Below are 15323 nucleotides of genomic sequence, written 5' to 3'. Positions count from 1 at the left end.
CTCCTAGCTTCAGGCCGCGACGCGGATGTTGGGTCGGCCGAGTGCGTTGATGGCGGCGGCGATGGCGGCGGCGAGCGCGTCGTAGGCTTCCGGCATCGTCTCGCTGTAGATCTGCAGGTCGGTGAGGTCGGGCGTCTCGGCGTAGCGCACCTTGACGCGCATGGCGCCCGCCTGAAGCAGCTCGCCGGGGTTCATCGTCGGCGACCACAGGATCTCGTATCCGACGATCGGGCCGAGCACCAAAAGGTCGCTGTAGAACGCGTCCAGCGACAGATAGACCTGCGTCGCCTCGTGCGGGCTCATATCGCTGGCCATGTACTTCCGCATCGGCCGCAGCATGGCCTTGTCGGCGGTGCGGCGGGTGCGGATCATCTTGAGCGAGCGGTAGCCGATCGTGGTCGGGTCGGTCGCGGTCGTATAGGGCGACCACAACAGATTGCCCTCGATGACGGTCCCGAGGCCGGCCTGGACGATCTGGTTGGCCTGCGAGTTCGGATCGCCGTCCGTGTAGCCGATCGGCACGGAGGTGCCGAGAATACCCTTCAGCGGCCGGTTCCAGGCAGCCTTGTAGGGGTTGCCGGCTTCCTTGTCGCGCCGCACGATGGCGGCGGCCACATGCGGAGACAGGGGGCGGGTGACGTTGCCGGCGCCGAGATTGACGATCGCCGCCGGATACATGCCCTGCACGTTGGTCGAGAGCTTGAAGTCCATGGCCCACTGCTTGGCTGCCGCCTCGCTCGACTGGTCGGCGTCGCCGATCGGGAAGCAGTCGATCAGGCGCGTGGCGACTGCATCCATCGCCACCATAACCGGGTTGCGCACGGTGCCGAGCGTCAGCGTGGCGGTCGCGCCGCTTCCGCCTCCGCCCGAGAAAACGACGGACGGCGCATCGTATCCGCCGGCGAGCGTCGCGCCGGAAACGGTGGCGCCCGCCACCGTGGTGGAAAACGCGATCGCATTACCCGCCGCGCCGGCAGCAGCGGCCGTGAGCTGGAGCCTCGTCGGGGTCGCGGTGTAGTCGACGGTCACGAGCCCGGCATCGGCAGAGCCGTTCAGCATCAGCGCAAGCGCCGTGAGCGTGGCGGCGAGGTCGACGCCGATATTGACCTGGTTGCCGGCCGCGCCTGACGCCTTGAAGGTCACCGCCGTGCCGGCGATCGTCACCGTGGTGTCGGCGACCGGGTTGGAAACGAAGGTGATCTCGCCCGTCGCCTTGGCAGCGCTGTTCTGATAGCCGACGCCGGGGTTGGAAATCGCGATCGCCTCGACCTGGCCGGCCTCGTTGATGGAGCAGATGGCGGTCGCGCCAGCACCACCGCCGCCGACGATCTCGACAGTTGGCGCTTCGGTGTAATCCTCGCCGCCATCCGACAGCGTGATGCCGGCGACGCCCGTGGTCGGCCGGTGTTCGGTATTTCCGGGGCTGATCAGAAGGCCGGGATAGCGTCCGTCCGCATCGACCTGCGCATGCGCCCAGACGCCGGTGTGCAGAGCGGCCGAGCCGACGACCGCCGACATCTCGGCGGCGCGCCTGGCGTTGGCGTCGAGCAGCGTCGAATGCTGTGTGCGAACCACCTGGACGGTGGTGACGATGCCCTCGGAGCCGATCTGCTTGATGGCGTCCTGCATCAGGCCCGCACCCATGGCGAGGACCCTGGCCGCGTCGTCGGTGGTAAAGCGGACCTTGGCGTTAAGGCCGAAAACGCTGGCGTCGGCCAGCGGCATCGGCCCGGTCAGGCCGATGATGGTGCCGTCGCGCGTGTCGATCCTGGCGAGCGTCCCGGTCAGATCCGTGAAGACGCGTACGCCGACGAAATTCGTGGTTGCACCAGCCATGAAAAGACCCTGCGGAACGGTGACGAAGTTTCACCGGACATTGGCAGGGTCGGATGAGCAGCATGTGGCTGACAGCTGTCAGCCCTACTTGCCGTATGTGAGGAATCTCGAAATGATGCGCCGCATTGCCGCCTTTTGCAACGTAGGAGACAAATGGCCAGCCGCAGCTTTGACCCGATATTGAACATCCTGAGAAGGAATGTCGAGCAATCGAACCTTCTTTCGCCCAAGTCGCTGCGGAAGAATGCACGCGCGAACGTGGAAAATGCGCTTGTTTGGGTTAATGCGGATTCCACCGCGCAGCAGCTTGCCGGACGCGTCGTCGAGGCTTGCGATGCGGTCGCGGACGGCTACAGCCGCAGGCTGCCCATCGCCCAGAACGAAAGCGCCTTCGCGGCCGAGCGCGAAGCTGCAGTCACCGCGATCGAGGCCTTGAGAATGCATCTACACGATTTGCCAGTGTCCCGACGCGGCGAGATTCTCGGCGGCAACTGATCATCCTTTCCGCTGGATTCACGCGGTCCACCAAGCATCATCGGTGTAGTCGGCCGGGATCGGATCGGCGTCCTTCAGCGCTCGCGCGGCAAAGATGAGCCGCTGCTTGTGCGCCATGGCGGCCTGGCCGAACACGAACATGGTCTGGGCGTCCATCGGCGTGAGGCTATTGTCCTCGGCGATCCAGGCGAAATCCGAATCGCCGCCATGCCAGCGCAGGTTCCCCGGCTGGACGCCGGCCATCATCGCGGCGAGCGCCGCGACCGATGCTCCGGCGATGTTCTCGCGGTCGCCCTGACGCGACTGGTAGCGCACTCCCGAGAAGTCGAAGCCGCCTGCAACGCGGCGATCGCGCTCCATGTCGACCTGCTCGGCCGTTGGCGCTGGAGCGTCCGCCAGCTCATGCAAATACTTCACGACGCCGGCGACGCGCTGGACGCCAGTCGCGATCACGCTCTTGCCCTCCGGGACCGCATCGGCGGCCGCCGGCCGGTAAAGCCCGATCGCCAGCAACTCCTCGTCGCTCCAGAGCTGCTCGACGGCGAGCGGATGACGGACGTCGTCCAGATAGTCCTCAATCTCCATGAGCGGCTTTCCGTCGTCGTCCACGACGGGTTCGCCCTCGCCGTCCAGCACCGGCACCTCGCGTTGCAGCGTGGTCGACAGAGGCTCGCCCAGCCACTGGACGAAGGTTTCGGGTTCGGTCTCTCGGAAAAGCGGCATGGTGTCTCCTATGTGCCGGCGAGCTTGAAGGCGTAGATGTGGCCGCCCCAATTCGAGCTGGAGGCCAGCGTCGCGGTGAAGGTTCCGGTCGCACCCGCCTTCTCCTGATAGGCGATGGCGAAGGCCAGCCCGCCGTCGTCATCGACCAGCGTCACGTTGTTCGCGATCTCGGCGATGCTGGAGATGCCGTTACCGACATTGGCGCCCGCCCAGGCCGAGATCGGGCTGGCCAGCGTGTGGGCGGCGACGAGCAGGATCAGGCAGCCGTCGACCGTCGTCGTGATCGTCGGGAAATTGACGGTCGCGCCGCTGCCGCCGGCCTTGCCCATGGCGTTCGGCGTGGCGTCGACGTCGCGCAGCGCGAGGACTTGTTCGAGCACATGCGAGGAGCCGAGGCCGCCGCTGACGGCGCCCTCAGACACGCCGGCCGTCTTCAGCAGCGCGTTGACGCGCGCGCTGGCCGCGCCGACGCCGTTGCCCGAGCTGCCCTGCGGATCGGTGTAGCCGCTCGCCTCCGTGGCGAAGCCGACCTCGGTCGAGATGCCGTAGACGAGCAGGTCGCCCGGCCGGTGCGCCGCCGGCGGGCTGACGCTGACGGACGTGCCGGAGCCCTCGGCCGGCGTGCCGACAGCGCCGACGAACGGCTTCGCCTCGACGAGCGGCGCGGGCAGGCCGAACATCAGAGCGCCCGCGCGTAGGAGATGATGACGTGCGACGTGGTGTAGGCCGACAGCACCAGCAGGAGCCAGCTCGTGTCGTTCACCGTCTGCACCGGCAGCGCGCCCTTGAAGTTCGACGGATAGGACAGCGTGCGCATGGTCGACGTGCTGCCCTTCACCACGATCGAGCGGCTGGTGCCGGGCTGGACGTTGGTCGGGTTGCCGAAGGCGCGGTTCGCGGTCACCGTGACATCGGCGAAGAGGAAGGCGTCCCAGTCGATGGCTATGGTGGCGGCGTCGGTCAGGCTTACCGGCGCGCTCGCGGCTTCCAGCAGGTCGGCGGTCAGCACCTTGCCGGCGGCGGCCGCGCGGACGTCGCCGATCGCCGCCAGCGCCGAGGTGGCGATGCGCGCTGCCAGCAGCGCGTCCGCCTCGCCCTTGCGGTAGGTGTCGAACACCCTTTGCCAGAGGCCGGGTGAAAACAGCCCGGCGTTCTTCGCGGTCGCGATCCGGTTCGTCATAGCGCGGACACCTTCGGAAGATCGACGGCCGGGATCGCCTTGCCGTAGCGGGCGCGGCGACGGATATGGCCGCCGCCATAAAGATGCGTGCCGCCGTTGAGATGGCCGATGCACTCCTGACTGAGCCCGGCCGGCATGGCGCCGGCTGTGTCGGACTGCACCGCGCCGCCATTCAGCGAAACGTGGTAGGCGTCCTTGGCGAACGACGCGGCGACGCGATGGCGCTGGCCCGGCGCGACGGCCGAGACCGGCAGGTAGGCGTTGGCGCTGCCGGCCTGAAGGACGATCAGCTCAAGGTTGCCGGTCGCGCCGTTGATGCGCAGGCCGAGCAGATTGCCGCCGGTGCCGTCCGTGATCGACCAGATGTAGGCGACGGACGCGCCGAGACTGGTGCGGACCTCGAAGTCGATGACGACGCTGCATTCCAGCGCGTTCCAGTCCTCGGAGAAATCCGTGCCGGAGATCGTCAGGACGTCGGCGTTGCGGGTGGCCGTCGCGCCGGCCGTGCGGATGCGGGAGGTGGCGGCCCGGCCGTCCTCGACCTGGACCTCCCCGAAATATGTGCCCGACGAACCGTTGCCGCTGTAGACGGCCGCGCCGTCGCCTGATGCAAGCATGATGTCCACGCCGCCGGTGCCGGCCGCGAAGTTGCCGGACACGCTGATCAGGCAGTTGCCGTTGTCGAGCCTTTCGATCACGCCGCTGCCGGAGACGACGGTCCCCAACACGGCGTTGGCGAGATCGAAATAGACGCCTGCCACGGTGGCCGACGTGCTGTCGAAGGCGGATAGGTAGCACCATGTCCGCTCGCCCGCCTGCGCCTCGACGCTGATGGTCTTGTAGCCGGCCGAGCCGAAGTTGACGCTCTGCTCGGCGACATGGGTGTTGCCGGCCGTGCCGTCCTCTACGATCTTGTCGAGCGTCGTGGCGCCGTCCGATGCGAGGCCGGTATTGGCCGAGATCGAGCACCGGACCTTCGCCCATGCCGCGTCCGACAGGTCCTGGCTGTGCAATGCCAGATTGGTCGCGGCCGGCTCCAGCAGAGCGCCCTTCACCTTGCCCTGGGCATGGTCGATGCGCAGCGTATTGGCCGCGACGGAAGCCAGCAGGCCGTTGACCTTGCGCGAAAGCGCGCTCCCCGAGCGCGTGAACCATCCGGATGCGACCGCATAATCGCCGCTGAAATCCAGATAGCTGACGGGCTGGATCGCCAGCCGGTCGAGCGGATCGCGGTCGAGGCTGCGCAGCGCGTCGATCTGCGCGGCCGAGTAGGACTGCGCCTTGGTCCAGAAATTCGCCGGATCGAAGGTCGCCGCGGCTGCGGCTGCGGCCTCTGCGGCGGCCTTGAGCAGGATGATGGCGGCCTTGTCGGCCGCGATCGCGGCGCGATCGTCGTCGATCGCCTCCATGTCGTCATGGATGAGCCCCCGGTCTATGGCGATCTGGGTCGCATAGCCCTGGATCAGCGCGCGCTTGGCCTCGATCTCTGCCCGCATCGCCTCCATCGCGAGCGTGTTGATCGCCGCGATCTCTACCGCGACGCCGGTGTGCGGGCCGGCCGCGCCGGAGGCGGCGAAGATCTCGATCGACAGCGACCGCGTCGACGGCGCCCACGCCGTCACCCTGGCGAAGGCGTAGTCATCTATGTTGTCGGGCAGCGAAAGGCCGACGACCGACGACGGCACGAACGGAAAGCTGTCGCCGGCGTCGAGCAGCAGCGTCGCCTCCGCGCCGACAGTGAAGGTCACCGGCGTCGCCGTCGTGGCCGTCAGGAAGTCCGCGTTGCGGATCGCCGTCACCAGTTCGTCGGCCGAGGTAAACAGTTCCGAGAAGTTCTGCGTGATCTGCCCGACCAGGCTGTCCACGACGTCCGACTGGTTTGCGAGCAGAGACGCAACGCTCGTCTCGCTGGCGATCAGCCGCTCGTGGACGTCGGTGAAAGCAGCACTGAGGGCTTGCCGGAGGTTCGCGGTGCTGGCCGCGAACCTCTCGGCCGGGTTCTTCGCCATTAGTCTTCAACCGTCGAGTAGATCTGGAGCATGGTCAGCGGGAAGGCGATGTTGTTCGTCGCGCCGGTGACGTGGAGCTGGTACTTGTTGTCGGCCGGATCGGCGGTGAAGGTCCATTCGACATCGACGGCATTGTTGCCCGGCACCGGCGTGATGGTGGGCGCGCCGTCCTTCAGGGTCTGCGTCGCCAGCGTCGCGCCATGCTGTATCCAGGCGTCGAGCGTGTGGCGGGCCGGATCGTAGCCGGCGATGCGGGCGCGCGCCCGGACCCGCACCCATGTCGGGCCGGACGGCACGTCGCGGACGATGCCGACATGGTGCCAGTCGTCGTCGGAACGGAAGACCGTCACCTCCGAGTTGCCGAGGTCGAGCACCGGCATGACCCATTCGTTGCCCGACAGCACCACCTGGAAGTCGTAGGTGGCGGTCAGGCCGTTGCCGAAGACCTCGTCCGTCTCCGCGGCGACGGCGTTCGGGTCCTCCGGCACCTCGGCCACCTGCTTCCACGACCCCGTGCTGAACGCGCGGAACTTGGCGCTGTTGTTGTCGGGGATGGTGGCAGGCACCACGATGTCGACGTTCTGGATGCCGCCGTCGAGGTTGAGGTTGGTGAGACGGCCCTCGAAGGACGTCAGCCGGAAGTTGCAATATTCGACGGCGAAGGCCCAATCCTTCAGGATCGAGGCCACGAACAGATTGCCGTCCGTGCTCTCGAAATTGTTGCCGCCAAGGAAGCGATCGCCGGACGCCTGCGCGATCGTCACCTGCCCGGTCACGGACGAGATGACGGCGAAGCGCGCGCGCTTGGTGAACACCGGCACCGCGAACGCGAAGCGGGTCATGCTGTCGACATTGCCCGCCGTGTACTTCTGGAAGGCCGCAGCCGCCACCGTCTTGGTCGCCAGCACCTTCTTCGGATCGGGAGTGCCGTCCTCGCGGCACTCGCAAAGCGCCAGCGTCACCTCCGAGCCCGGCTCCCAGGCGGTGATGCCGAGACGGATCGCCGGCACATATCGCTCCTGGCTCTGCAGGAAGGACTGCGCCTTGATGACGCCGTTCATGGTGACGTCGGACTTCTGCCAGACGTCGTAGGGCTCCTGATAGGTGTCGACGATGACGCGCGGCCGGAAGATCGACGCCCAGAGCAGATAGGCCGTGGCGAAGAAGCCGACCGGATAGGCCAGCACCTCGTTGTGCTTGCGGAAGACCTGGTGAACGACATCGGTGGTGCCGCGCAGCGGGTGGTAGGCCACGACGTTGAGGTAGTGGTAGTGGAAATATCCGCCGTAGCGGACGCGGACGCGCGTCCGGGTCATCTGCACCAGTTCGAGCGTCTGCGTTACCGTTCCGCCGAGCGGCGCGGTGTCGCCGGAGGAGTGGACGGCAAAGCCCACGACCGGATCGTAGGCCGCGAACAGCACGCCGGCATTGGCGTGCATGAAACGCGGGTCGTTGACGTTGTAGAGCGCCAGCGCCGAGCGGTTCTCGTTGGCGTAGGGCAGCTGGAAGCCCTGGTCGGTGACGCGGCCCTTGAAATCGGGGTGCCCTGTCGCGCTCTCGCTGGCCCTGTCGAAACGGTCGATGGCGTAGGGCGCGCCGGCATCGTCGATGTCCTGCATGTCCTTGAGCGTGGCGACGTCGTAGATGAGCTGTCCCAGCGTCTCGTGGCTGACCGTCGAGCGGAGCCAGCCCTGCAGGCCGACGACGTCGTTGCGCAGCGCCAGCACCTCGTCCCACATATTGTCGATGCGCCGGTTCGCCTGGTTGAGCATGGCGTCGATCTCGGACACCGTGTTGATCCGGTGCGCGGTCAGCATGGCCGGATCGCCGACGATGCCGTTCAGATCGAGCACGATGCGGCAGAACGGCACCACGTTCGCCGGCACCGAGGGCTCGACCTCCTGCGTCGACAGGCCGCCGGCGACCTTGGCGACCAGCACCTTGTTCTCGACATAGGGCGCCGTCGACTGCGTCGTGTCCTGCACCACCGAGCCGCCATTGCCGTCCGGCACCTCGACGGTCTTGTCGCGCGTGACGGCCGGGGCGGGAACGTCCGGGCTGCCCTGCGCGCAAAGGATGACGACGCGCTTCTGGCCGGCGATCAGCGGCTTCTCGTCGGTCAGCGTCACCTGCCATGAGCTGGTCAACGCGAACTGGCGATAGTCGATATAGGCCGCGCCCACCGCGACGGTGACCTGGTTGGAATTGTCCTTGACGACGGTCAGGCCGCGATAGCGCAGCGTCCCCAGCCAGTCCTTCGTCGTCTGCTCCGCGCCTTCCTGCGGGAACTTGTTGAGGTTGGTGACATCGTCAATGCGAAAATGCTGGTCCTGCTCGGCGACGACGCGACGGAACATGCTCTATCTCCTGGTCATGAGGCGGTAGTCGCCGACGCGGGTTTCGTCGGTGACGGTGTCGAGGTCGGCCACGGTGAGCGGCCGGTACACGTTGAAGTTCACGGCGACCTGGTCGCGCAGCGCCTGCGCCGAGGCGATCGCCTCCAGCATGTCGGCGACCTTGGCGTCGGGCGACGGAACGATGCGGGCGGAGGCGAAGGGAAAGCCCCGCCGTGCGGGCCGCGTGAGCAGCACCGCCAGTTCCTTCGAATAGCGCTCGCGCGGCAGGCGATCGCGGCCGATGGCGCCCGATCGCGGCCGCGTGCCGGAAGGCCCCGAGCCGTCCGCGACGCGGAGCGCCAGATACCAGTCGTCAGGGCGCGGATAGCCGAAGGAGCCGGTCACCGGCGTGCGCCCGACGACGAAGCGCCACGGCCGATGGGGACGGAAGAGGCCGACCTTGCGCGGCGTCGCCTCGACCGGGATCAGCGACGGCACGCCCGGCACCAGGTCGAACGGATCGCGCGACGTCGGCCGCCAGCGGAAGGAGAAGACGCGGCGGGTCGACGGCGCCTTGCCGATCGGCAGCGAGAACGGCCCGCGACCGACCGCCAGCGTCGCGGCCGGCGGCTTCGGAACGGAGACGCGCTCGATGTCGGACAGCGTCTCGCCGTCCGTGCCGGTAGTCTCGCCGGAGACGACGAGCGGCACGATGCGGTCGCCCTGCCTGTTCTCGCGCGGCGGCAACTGGTAGACGCGGATCTCCGGCAAGCCGGCCACCCAGCGTTCAAAGGCTTCCGGCGTCACGCCCCGGCCGATGGCGAAGCCGTCGCGCGGCAGGTGGTAGGAGATCAGCTCGGCGTCGGCGTAGCGGCAGGCCATGCGGTCGGCCGCGATCGTCGATTTGAGGCGATGGAAGGCGCGGCTTTCGGCAATGACCTGGCGCTTGCGGAACTCCATCCATTCGTCGCGCCAGAAGTCGACCGACCATGCCCAGGCCAGCTCGTCCAGCATGTCCACCGGGCAATCCCAGGGCGACCAGAGCGTCCGCAGCGTTTCCGCATAGAGCGCCAGCTGCGCTTTGAACCAGGCGTTGACCAGTGAATGCGTGTGCTCGAACGCCGCCGGCCGTGGAAGCTGAGGAACGAAGACGGTCATGACGCCACCTCCGTCGTCAGGACGAAGTCGGCGAGCCACGGCGCCCGCTCCGGCGCACCGATGACATGGGCGGTCGGATAGACCACGATCGGCCGGATGACCGGGCCGACCTTCGCGGCTGCAGCCAGCGCTTCGAGCCAGACGCTGGCGCCGATCCTGTGGACGTCGTCGCGATAGGCGAGCAGCGACTTGCGGGCCGCTGCTTTGACCTCCTCCGGATCAGGCCCTCGTGGAATGCGCAACCGGATCTCCGGCACCAGCTCGTCGATCTCCGCCGAGAACACGGTGAGGATGTCGGTCGACTGCGTCATATCCTCGGGCTGGAAAGCCCGGATGACCTCCGCCAGCAGCGGACTGTCGACATGCCCGTTGCCTGTCCGGCCGAGCAGGCGCAGCTCCACCGCGCCGCCGCCGCGCCGGATCGGACGGACGCCCTTGATCTGCGCGGCGAAGGCGCTGCGCACGAAATAGATGTAGCCGCCGGCGGTCAGCCCGAGATCCGCCAGCGCCTCGGGCGCGAGCTGGGCGCGGCTGCGCAGATCGTCGTCGCTTTCCATCACGGCGGCGGTGCTTTCGGTCGCCGGGATCAGCACCTTGCGCTGGGTCCGGTGGAAAGTGGTCGCGAGATGGTCGAGGGCGTCGCTGTTCGCCTGGGCGAGACGCAAGGCCTTCGCCGCATCGTTGATCATGGCGATGATCTTCGTGTCGGCGTCGGCCGCTTCTTCCTGGATGATCTGCCGCGTCGACGCCTCCAGGCGCGCCGGGTCGAGTTCGGGCAGCGTCGGGTCGATCGCGCGCTTGCCGTTCCAGATCTCGACATACTTCGCCATGCGGGCCTGCAGCCAGGCCTCATAGTCGAGGTCGAACAGCGGCCCGAGATCCAGCCGGGAAAGATCGAGCGTCTCGGCGGTGTAGTCGGTCATGCCGCCAGTTCCGGGATATACCGGCCGAGATTGCGCGGCGTGGCGTTGAGCGGGATGGCGATGTCGTAATTGCCGAAACGGCCCTCGGGGAAATACAGCCCGCCATGCTTCAGCCCGAGCGTGCCGCTCTGGCTCATGCGCACGAACTGGAACTCCCTGACCCGATACTCAGGCTCCCATCGATGCGCCGTCGAGGCGAGGTCGCCGTAGATCTGCAGCGCCAGCGCCGGCGTCAGATCCTCCGCGAGCCAGGAGCGCAGGTTCGAGCCGAAGTCGAGCAGCATGACGCGCAGGTTCGTCCTGGTCATCCAGATGACGTCGAGCGCCTGCAGCAGCGCGGGGATGCCTACAAGCACCGCGCCTGTCCTGCGGTCGATGTCGACCCTGTATCGGATGGCACGCGCCATGCGTTCAAAGCCCCTTCAACGCTTCTTCGAACGGGGTTTGACGGGCGCGGCCGGGAGCGCCGGCAGGGCGCCGGGTTCGCCGAGCTGCACTTCGCGCACGACACCGTCGGCCGGCGCCTCGATGCCGATCCTCTCGACGCCGGTGGCCTCGCCGATGTGCAGGCCCTCCGGCCATGGCCGTATCGTCATGATCTGCAACTCGTAGGCCGCCTCCGCCTCGGTGAGGTGGAGAGGCGCGTCGCGATCCTCGATCCGCCGGCCGGCGACATGCGTGCCGGCATGTTCGGTTATCTGGTAGGGTCTCTTTTCCATGTGCGCTCCTCAACTGCCGGGCGGCGGACCGGAAAGTCCTCCGCCCGTCTCAACCCTGGTGTGGACGTGGTCTTCGCCGATGTAGACGCCGTTGTGCTCCAGCGTTCCGCCGAAGAAGCGGACGCCGAAATCCCCGACCTCGAATCCTCCGCCGCCCCACATGAAGACGGCCTTGTCCGACGCGGTCGACGGCGCGCCGTGGTCCTTGTCGTAGGTCGAGGGAACGGCCATCGACTGCGCGCCCACCGTGCCGGACTGGCTCCACAGCACCATCTGCTCGTCCATGTCCGGCTCGGCATGCCACCGCCCCTGACCCGCCGTCGCCTCCTGCCAGCGCGACCACGGCCCGAACACAGGCGTGCCGTTCGAAGACGTGCCGATCTGCAGGCGGAGCTGGCGCTTGTCGGGATCCTTCTGCTTCACCTTGCCCGGCAGCATCGACACGGCGATGCGCCGCTCGGCGCGCGCGAGGTGCTGGCGCAGACGGCGGATCTCGGAGGCGTAGAGGTCACGCATCCTCATCCTCCGGGACCTGCCGCGCCGGAATCCAGTGGCCGACATGCTCCAGATCGGCCTCCGACTGATAGTCGATGACCATGTCGTCGGCCGAGCGGACGCGGCCGGTCGCGGTCGGGAACGTCGTCTCGCCGACATCGGCGACGATCTGCGTCCAGGTGACGACGTAGTAGGCCGTCCCCTGGGCGGCGTCGCGCACCGTGAAGAACGGCTTCAGCTCGGGTTCGGGCAGCCCGTTGACGCCGATCGGGAGCACGCCGGTGCGGTTCCAGAACTGCGCCTCGTCGTCGCCCAGGATCTTGATCAGCTGCGAGCCGATCGCCATGCCGACCTGTTCCTTCTCGACGCGGCGATCGTTGTTCACCATCGCCTCGGCGACGATGTAGGCGGTCCAGCCTACGGCCATGCAGAACGAACCGTCCGCCATGCCGACATACTTCACCTGGCTCCAGCCGAGGCCGATGCCGGGCGCCGGAACAACCGCCTTCGCTACGAGTTCGGAGAGGTCGACCTTGCCAGGATGCTTGCGGATGGAAACGTCCGGTAGCAGCGCCCTCAGCGTCGCGACGATCGCGTCATGCGTGTCGGCGAGCGGATTGCTGGCAAGCATCTGGCCGATGGTGCGTGCGGAGATCATTGCGCGATCCCGAAATGATCGGTGACGACGTCGATGATCTCGGCTGCGTTCTCAGCCGAGATGCCGACGAACTCGCGCGCCGGGATGGTGACTTCCTTCGAGCGGAAGATGCCGCCGGCCGGGTTGGGCACGGCGAGGAATTCCGCGTTCTTCGGCACGATGGTCGCGCCGAACTGATGCACATGGGCGAATTCCCAGGCGGCGCCCCACACCGCCTCGTCGGCCGAGGCCGTCCAGGCGACCGAAGCGAGAAGGTGCTGGCCGGACTCCATCAGGATGGACGTGCCCTTCCGGTTGGGCGCCCATGGCTCGCCGTCCGGCGACGTCTTCTCCTCGGAAATGCGCCGTCGCGTCTGGCTCTCGCCAAGAGCCCCGATGGTGGACATCAGCTCTTCCGGCTGGAAATCGAAGATCGGCCGCAGCGCCCGGAAGGCGCGGTCGAAATCCCCGACGTCGACGACGATCTGGACGCTCATCAGACGCGCCCCAGCCGCTCGCGGGTGAACATGCGCTCCGGAGCCACGACCACGACTTCGTTCTGTCCAACCGATCCGACATCGGGTCCGGTACCCGATCCGCCGCCATTGCCGCCCGTCGTGGCGGTCAACGCGCCCTTGCCGGCGGCGATCGCCTCCAGCCGCTTTATGGAGGCGTCGTAGCGTTCCTTGATCGCCTCGTTGGACCGCGTGAAGGACAGCGAGATGCGGTAGAGCGCGATGTCCATGCAGTAGATCTTGAGCAGATCGAGCGACGGGGCGTCGAGCGCGGCGAGATCGGCCGGCGAATAGCGGGCCTGCAGGATGGCGCGGATCTCCGACGAGGCGTCGGCGAGCGCCAGGCCGATGCGCACATCATCGCGCAGGCCGGTCGCCTCGCTCGCAGCCAGAAGCGTCAGCTCGTTCGGATAGCGCGACTGCAGATCGGAAAGGGTGGCGTAGCTGGTCATGTCCTCGCGTCATCTCGCGTCGGGGAAATCGGGAGGCGGCTACCCCCTACTTTCGCCGCCTCCCGCCACACTGCCGCGACGCGAGGCGCGGCGTGTTCGGAAAATCAGGCGGCCGGTTCTTCGTCCTTCGGCTCGATCGAGCCCTCTTCGATCACCGGTGAAACCGATAGATGCGGGTCGGCCATCAGGATCTTCAGCGTCTCCTGGGCGGCCTCGACGTCGTCGCCCAGGTCGGCGAAGGTAAGTTCGCGTGGCACGGACGTGAAGGAAATGCCCGCGCGGCGGCGTTCGCCCTGCGGCGCGACGATGCGCACGCGCATCAGCATCGGATCGAGTTCGCCTTGGGCGAAGGTCTTTTTCGGGGTCTTGGCCATGATGGTCCTCTCGGGTCTTGGAGAGCGGGCGCCCGTGGGAGGCAGGGGTGCCGGCTTTCAAAGACCCGCCGGCCGAGGCCGGCGGATCGCGTCTAGGAGGGCGTGTCAGGTGAGCAGCGGCGCTTCGATGAGCGACACTAGGTTGCGGTTGGTGTTGGTCGACCCGCTGATCTGCTCGGACAGGAGGATGTCGCGGGCCGTGAACTGGTTGGTTGGGCCGACGATCAGGTGCGTCGGGCGGATGCCGAGCGGCCGGCCCTCATCGTCGGCGAACTTGGTCATGGCCGTATAGGCCGCGCGCAAATTCGTGGCGTCGAGGGTCGCCTTGGAGCCGAAGGCCATCTGCCAGAAGCCGAAGCCGGCGGCGACGCGGGCGTTGATGCCGTACTTGTACTCGTCGCGCATGAACACGCTCTCGGTCGCATTCGCGTTGTCGAGCGAATTGAACTCGTAGTCGCGGCGCTTCTGGAAGATGAAGGGCTTCAGCGGCTTCGACAGGTCGGCGAGGATCCACTTCTCGGCCGAGCCCGACTGCATGTTGGAAACGGAGGCGACGTTGCCGTCTTTGCCGACCGGATGGTCCGTGTCGAAGAAGTACTGCCCATCATAGCAGTTGGTGGCGAAGGCGCTGTTGATCAGCTCGAATACGATCTCGTCGGGATGCGACGAGGCCGACTGCCCCATCATCTCGAATCGCTTGGAATAGAGCCCGAGCTTGTCGTCCTCGATGTCGTCACGCAGTACGCCGATTGTCAGCTCGAATTTGCGGTTGCGGATCGAGTACTGCTTGGTGCCGAGGCCGTGGACATGGCGGTCGCCGATCCATTCCCGCAGCTTCGGGATGGTGTTGAGCCAGCCGTAGTCTTCCACGCCGGCAGTCGAGGGCACCACGGTGGCGACACTTTCGAGCAACGCCTTGTGGCCGTCGAAGCCGATCTGGAAGGAGGTTTTGAAGCCGCGCTGTGCGGCCTCGAGAAGAGCTGCGGTTATCACGCGGGCCATGTTCTAGGTTCCGTTGAAAGGTGGGTGAAAGGTGAAGACCGCGCCTGGACTAGCCGAGCGCGACCCAGACGCCGTCGCTGTCGACATCAATGACCTTGCCTGCGATCGATCGGGTGCTCGACCCGTTGGTCTTGGCGACGGTCTGATCGTCGACGACGTAGCAATCCTTGCCGATGTCGGCCCCGGCGATCGCATCGCCCGAGGCGGAGTTGGCGAACTTGAAGGTGCCGCGCTCGACCGTGATCTTCGCCGCCCCGTCGCCGCCGGTGTTGTCCACCGTGTCGGTCGCGATGCCGAGCGTAACAAGGCCGGTGGCCGTCTTGCCCGGGACCGCCAGTCCGCTGTCCATGACGACGATGGCGCCGTTCCAGATCTTGGTGGAGCCCTTCATGGGCGGGCTGCTCTTGTTCCCTTCCCTGCGGGTCGGGACGCGCGGGCCAGACAATGCGGTCATCGAAAAACTCTCCGG

18 protein-coding genes are annotated in these 15323 nt (G+C 67.1%); 1 reads left to right on the top strand and 17 read right to left on the bottom strand.

Annotated features, from left to right (window positions below; all coding sequences use genetic code 11):
- Positions 1-9 precede the first annotated feature (9 nt).
- Positions 10-1836, bottom strand: coding sequence for a hypothetical protein (locus M9955_17340; protein MCO5083408.1), 1827 nt, complete (start codon positions 1834-1836; stop codon positions 10-12).
- 153 nt (positions 1837-1989) lie between these two features.
- Here M9955_17340 and M9955_17335 point away from each other — a divergent pair, with 153 nt between their 5' ends.
- Positions 1990-2331, top strand: coding sequence for a hypothetical protein (locus tag M9955_17335; GenBank protein MCO5083407.1), 342 nt, complete (start codon positions 1990-1992; stop codon positions 2329-2331).
- 18 nt (positions 2332-2349) lie between these two features.
- Here M9955_17335 and M9955_17330 read toward each other — a convergent pair whose 3' ends face one another.
- The 16 genes from M9955_17330 to M9955_17255 all read right to left on the bottom strand — a co-directional run bounded on the left by M9955_17330 (position 2350) and on the right by M9955_17255 (position 15308).
- Positions 2350-3054, bottom strand: a complete 705-nt coding sequence (locus M9955_17330; GenBank protein MCO5083406.1) for a DUF4376 domain-containing protein — start codon at positions 3052-3054, stop codon at positions 2350-2352.
- Between the two features lie 8 nt (positions 3055-3062).
- On the bottom strand, positions 3063-3734 hold the full coding sequence (locus tag M9955_17325) for a hypothetical protein (GenBank protein ID MCO5083405.1): 672 nt from the start codon (positions 3732-3734) through the stop codon (positions 3063-3065).
- Complete coding sequence (locus tag M9955_17320; GenBank protein MCO5083404.1) at positions 3734-4234, bottom strand: hypothetical protein; 501 nt, start codon at positions 4232-4234, stop codon at positions 3734-3736. Before M9955_17320 ends, M9955_17325 begins: the two co-directional genes overlap by 1 nt.
- Positions 4231-6243: a hypothetical protein gene (locus M9955_17315; protein MCO5083403.1), complete on the bottom strand. Its 2013-nt coding sequence runs from the start codon at positions 6241-6243 to the stop codon at positions 4231-4233. The genes M9955_17320 and M9955_17315 overlap by 4 nt, the downstream gene beginning before the upstream one ends.
- Positions 6243-8600: a hypothetical protein gene (locus tag M9955_17310; protein MCO5083402.1), complete on the bottom strand. Its 2358-nt coding sequence runs from the start codon at positions 8598-8600 to the stop codon at positions 6243-6245. The genes M9955_17315 and M9955_17310 overlap by 1 nt, the downstream gene beginning before the upstream one ends.
- A gap of 3 nt (positions 8601-8603) precedes the next feature.
- Complete coding sequence (locus M9955_17305; GenBank protein MCO5083401.1) at positions 8604-9737, bottom strand: phage tail protein I; 1134 nt, start codon at positions 9735-9737, stop codon at positions 8604-8606.
- Positions 9734-10660: a baseplate J/gp47 family protein gene (locus M9955_17300; protein MCO5083400.1), complete on the bottom strand. Its 927-nt coding sequence runs from the start codon at positions 10658-10660 to the stop codon at positions 9734-9736. Before M9955_17300 ends, M9955_17305 begins: the two co-directional genes overlap by 4 nt.
- The gene (locus tag M9955_17295) at positions 10657-11067 is read right to left on the bottom strand and encodes an integrase (protein ID MCO5083399.1); all 411 of its coding nucleotides are present in this window, start codon (positions 11065-11067) and stop codon (positions 10657-10659) included. The genes M9955_17300 and M9955_17295 overlap by 4 nt, the downstream gene beginning before the upstream one ends.
- 15 nt (positions 11068-11082) lie before the next feature.
- Positions 11083-11379 (bottom strand): hypothetical protein, encoded by a 297-nt coding sequence (locus M9955_17290; protein ID MCO5083398.1) that lies wholly within the window; start codon positions 11377-11379, stop codon positions 11083-11085.
- A gap of 9 nt (positions 11380-11388) precedes the next feature.
- Complete coding sequence (locus tag M9955_17285) at positions 11389-11895, bottom strand: phage baseplate assembly protein V (protein MCO5083397.1); 507 nt, start codon at positions 11893-11895, stop codon at positions 11389-11391.
- Positions 11888-12532 (bottom strand): hypothetical protein, encoded by a 645-nt coding sequence (locus tag M9955_17280; GenBank protein ID MCO5083396.1) that lies wholly within the window; start codon positions 12530-12532, stop codon positions 11888-11890. The genes M9955_17285 and M9955_17280 overlap by 8 nt, the downstream gene beginning before the upstream one ends.
- Positions 12529-13008, bottom strand: coding sequence for a phage virion morphogenesis protein (locus M9955_17275; protein MCO5083395.1), 480 nt, complete (start codon positions 13006-13008; stop codon positions 12529-12531). Before M9955_17275 ends, M9955_17280 begins: the two co-directional genes overlap by 4 nt.
- The gene (locus M9955_17270; GenBank protein MCO5083394.1) at positions 13008-13478 is read right to left on the bottom strand and encodes a DUF1320 domain-containing protein; all 471 of its coding nucleotides are present in this window, start codon (positions 13476-13478) and stop codon (positions 13008-13010) included. The genes M9955_17275 and M9955_17270 overlap by 1 nt, the downstream gene beginning before the upstream one ends.
- A 104-nt stretch (positions 13479-13582) precedes the next feature.
- Positions 13583-13852 (bottom strand): hypothetical protein, encoded by a 270-nt coding sequence (locus M9955_17265; GenBank protein MCO5083393.1) that lies wholly within the window; start codon positions 13850-13852, stop codon positions 13583-13585.
- 105 nt (positions 13853-13957) lie between these two features.
- Positions 13958-14854: a Mu-like prophage major head subunit gpT family protein gene (locus M9955_17260; protein MCO5083392.1), complete on the bottom strand. Its 897-nt coding sequence runs from the start codon at positions 14852-14854 to the stop codon at positions 13958-13960.
- A 49-nt stretch (positions 14855-14903) separates the two neighbouring features.
- Entirely contained in the window at positions 14904-15308 is a 405-nt protein-coding gene (locus M9955_17255) for a hypothetical protein (GenBank protein MCO5083391.1), read from the bottom strand.
- Between the last annotated feature and the right edge of the window lie 15 nt (positions 15309-15323).

This window comes from Rhizobiaceae bacterium (assembly GCA_023953845.1).
Taxonomy (GTDB): domain Bacteria; phylum Pseudomonadota; class Alphaproteobacteria; order Rhizobiales; family Rhizobiaceae; genus Arvimicrobium.
The sequence above is the reverse complement of the archived record's forward strand: the minus strand, read 5'-3'. Positions and strand labels throughout refer to the sequence as shown.

Bases quoted from the DNA above. Each gene is read 5' to 3' on its own strand.
- M9955_17340 (MCO5083408.1), bottom strand. From the start codon at position 1,836: ATGGCTGGTGCAACCACGAATTTCGTCGGCGTACGCGTCTTCACGGAT.
- M9955_17335 (MCO5083407.1), top strand. From the start codon at position 1,990: ATGGCCAGCCGCAGCTTTGACCCGATATTGAACATCCTGAGAAGGAAT.
- M9955_17330 (MCO5083406.1), bottom strand. From the start codon at position 3,054: ATGCCGCTTTTCCGAGAGACCGAACCCGAAACCTTCGTCCAGTGGCTG.
- M9955_17325 (MCO5083405.1), bottom strand. From the start codon at position 3,734: ATGTTCGGCCTGCCCGCGCCGCTCGTCGAGGCGAAGCCGTTCGTCGGC.
- M9955_17320 (MCO5083404.1), bottom strand. From the start codon at position 4,234: ATGACGAACCGGATCGCGACCGCGAAGAACGCCGGGCTGTTTTCACCC.
- M9955_17315 (MCO5083403.1), bottom strand. From the start codon at position 6,243: ATGGCGAAGAACCCGGCCGAGAGGTTCGCGGCCAGCACCGCGAACCTC.
- M9955_17310 (MCO5083402.1), bottom strand. From the start codon at position 8,600: ATGTTCCGTCGCGTCGTCGCCGAGCAGGACCAGCATTTTCGCATTGAC.
- M9955_17305 (MCO5083401.1), bottom strand. From the start codon at position 9,737: ATGACCGTCTTCGTTCCTCAGCTTCCACGGCCGGCGGCGTTCGAGCAC.
- M9955_17300 (MCO5083400.1), bottom strand. From the start codon at position 10,660: ATGACCGACTACACCGCCGAGACGCTCGATCTTTCCCGGCTGGATCTC.
- M9955_17295 (MCO5083399.1), bottom strand. From the start codon at position 11,067: ATGGCGCGTGCCATCCGATACAGGGTCGACATCGACCGCAGGACAGGC.
- M9955_17290 (MCO5083398.1), bottom strand. From the start codon at position 11,379: ATGGAAAAGAGACCCTACCAGATAACCGAACATGCCGGCACGCATGTC.
- M9955_17285 (MCO5083397.1), bottom strand. From the start codon at position 11,895: ATGCGTGACCTCTACGCCTCCGAGATCCGCCGTCTGCGCCAGCACCTC.
- M9955_17280 (MCO5083396.1), bottom strand. From the start codon at position 12,532: ATGATCTCCGCACGCACCATCGGCCAGATGCTTGCCAGCAATCCGCTC.
- M9955_17275 (MCO5083395.1), bottom strand. From the start codon at position 13,008: ATGAGCGTCCAGATCGTCGTCGACGTCGGGGATTTCGACCGCGCCTTC.
- M9955_17270 (MCO5083394.1), bottom strand. From the start codon at position 13,478: ATGACCAGCTACGCCACCCTTTCCGATCTGCAGTCGCGCTATCCGAAC.
- M9955_17265 (MCO5083393.1), bottom strand. From the start codon at position 13,852: ATGGCCAAGACCCCGAAAAAGACCTTCGCCCAAGGCGAACTCGATCCG.
- M9955_17260 (MCO5083392.1), bottom strand. From the start codon at position 14,854: ATGGCCCGCGTGATAACCGCAGCTCTTCTCGAGGCCGCACAGCGCGGC.
- M9955_17255 (MCO5083391.1), bottom strand. From the start codon at position 15,308: ATGACCGCATTGTCTGGCCCGCGCGTCCCGACCCGCAGGGAAGGGAAC.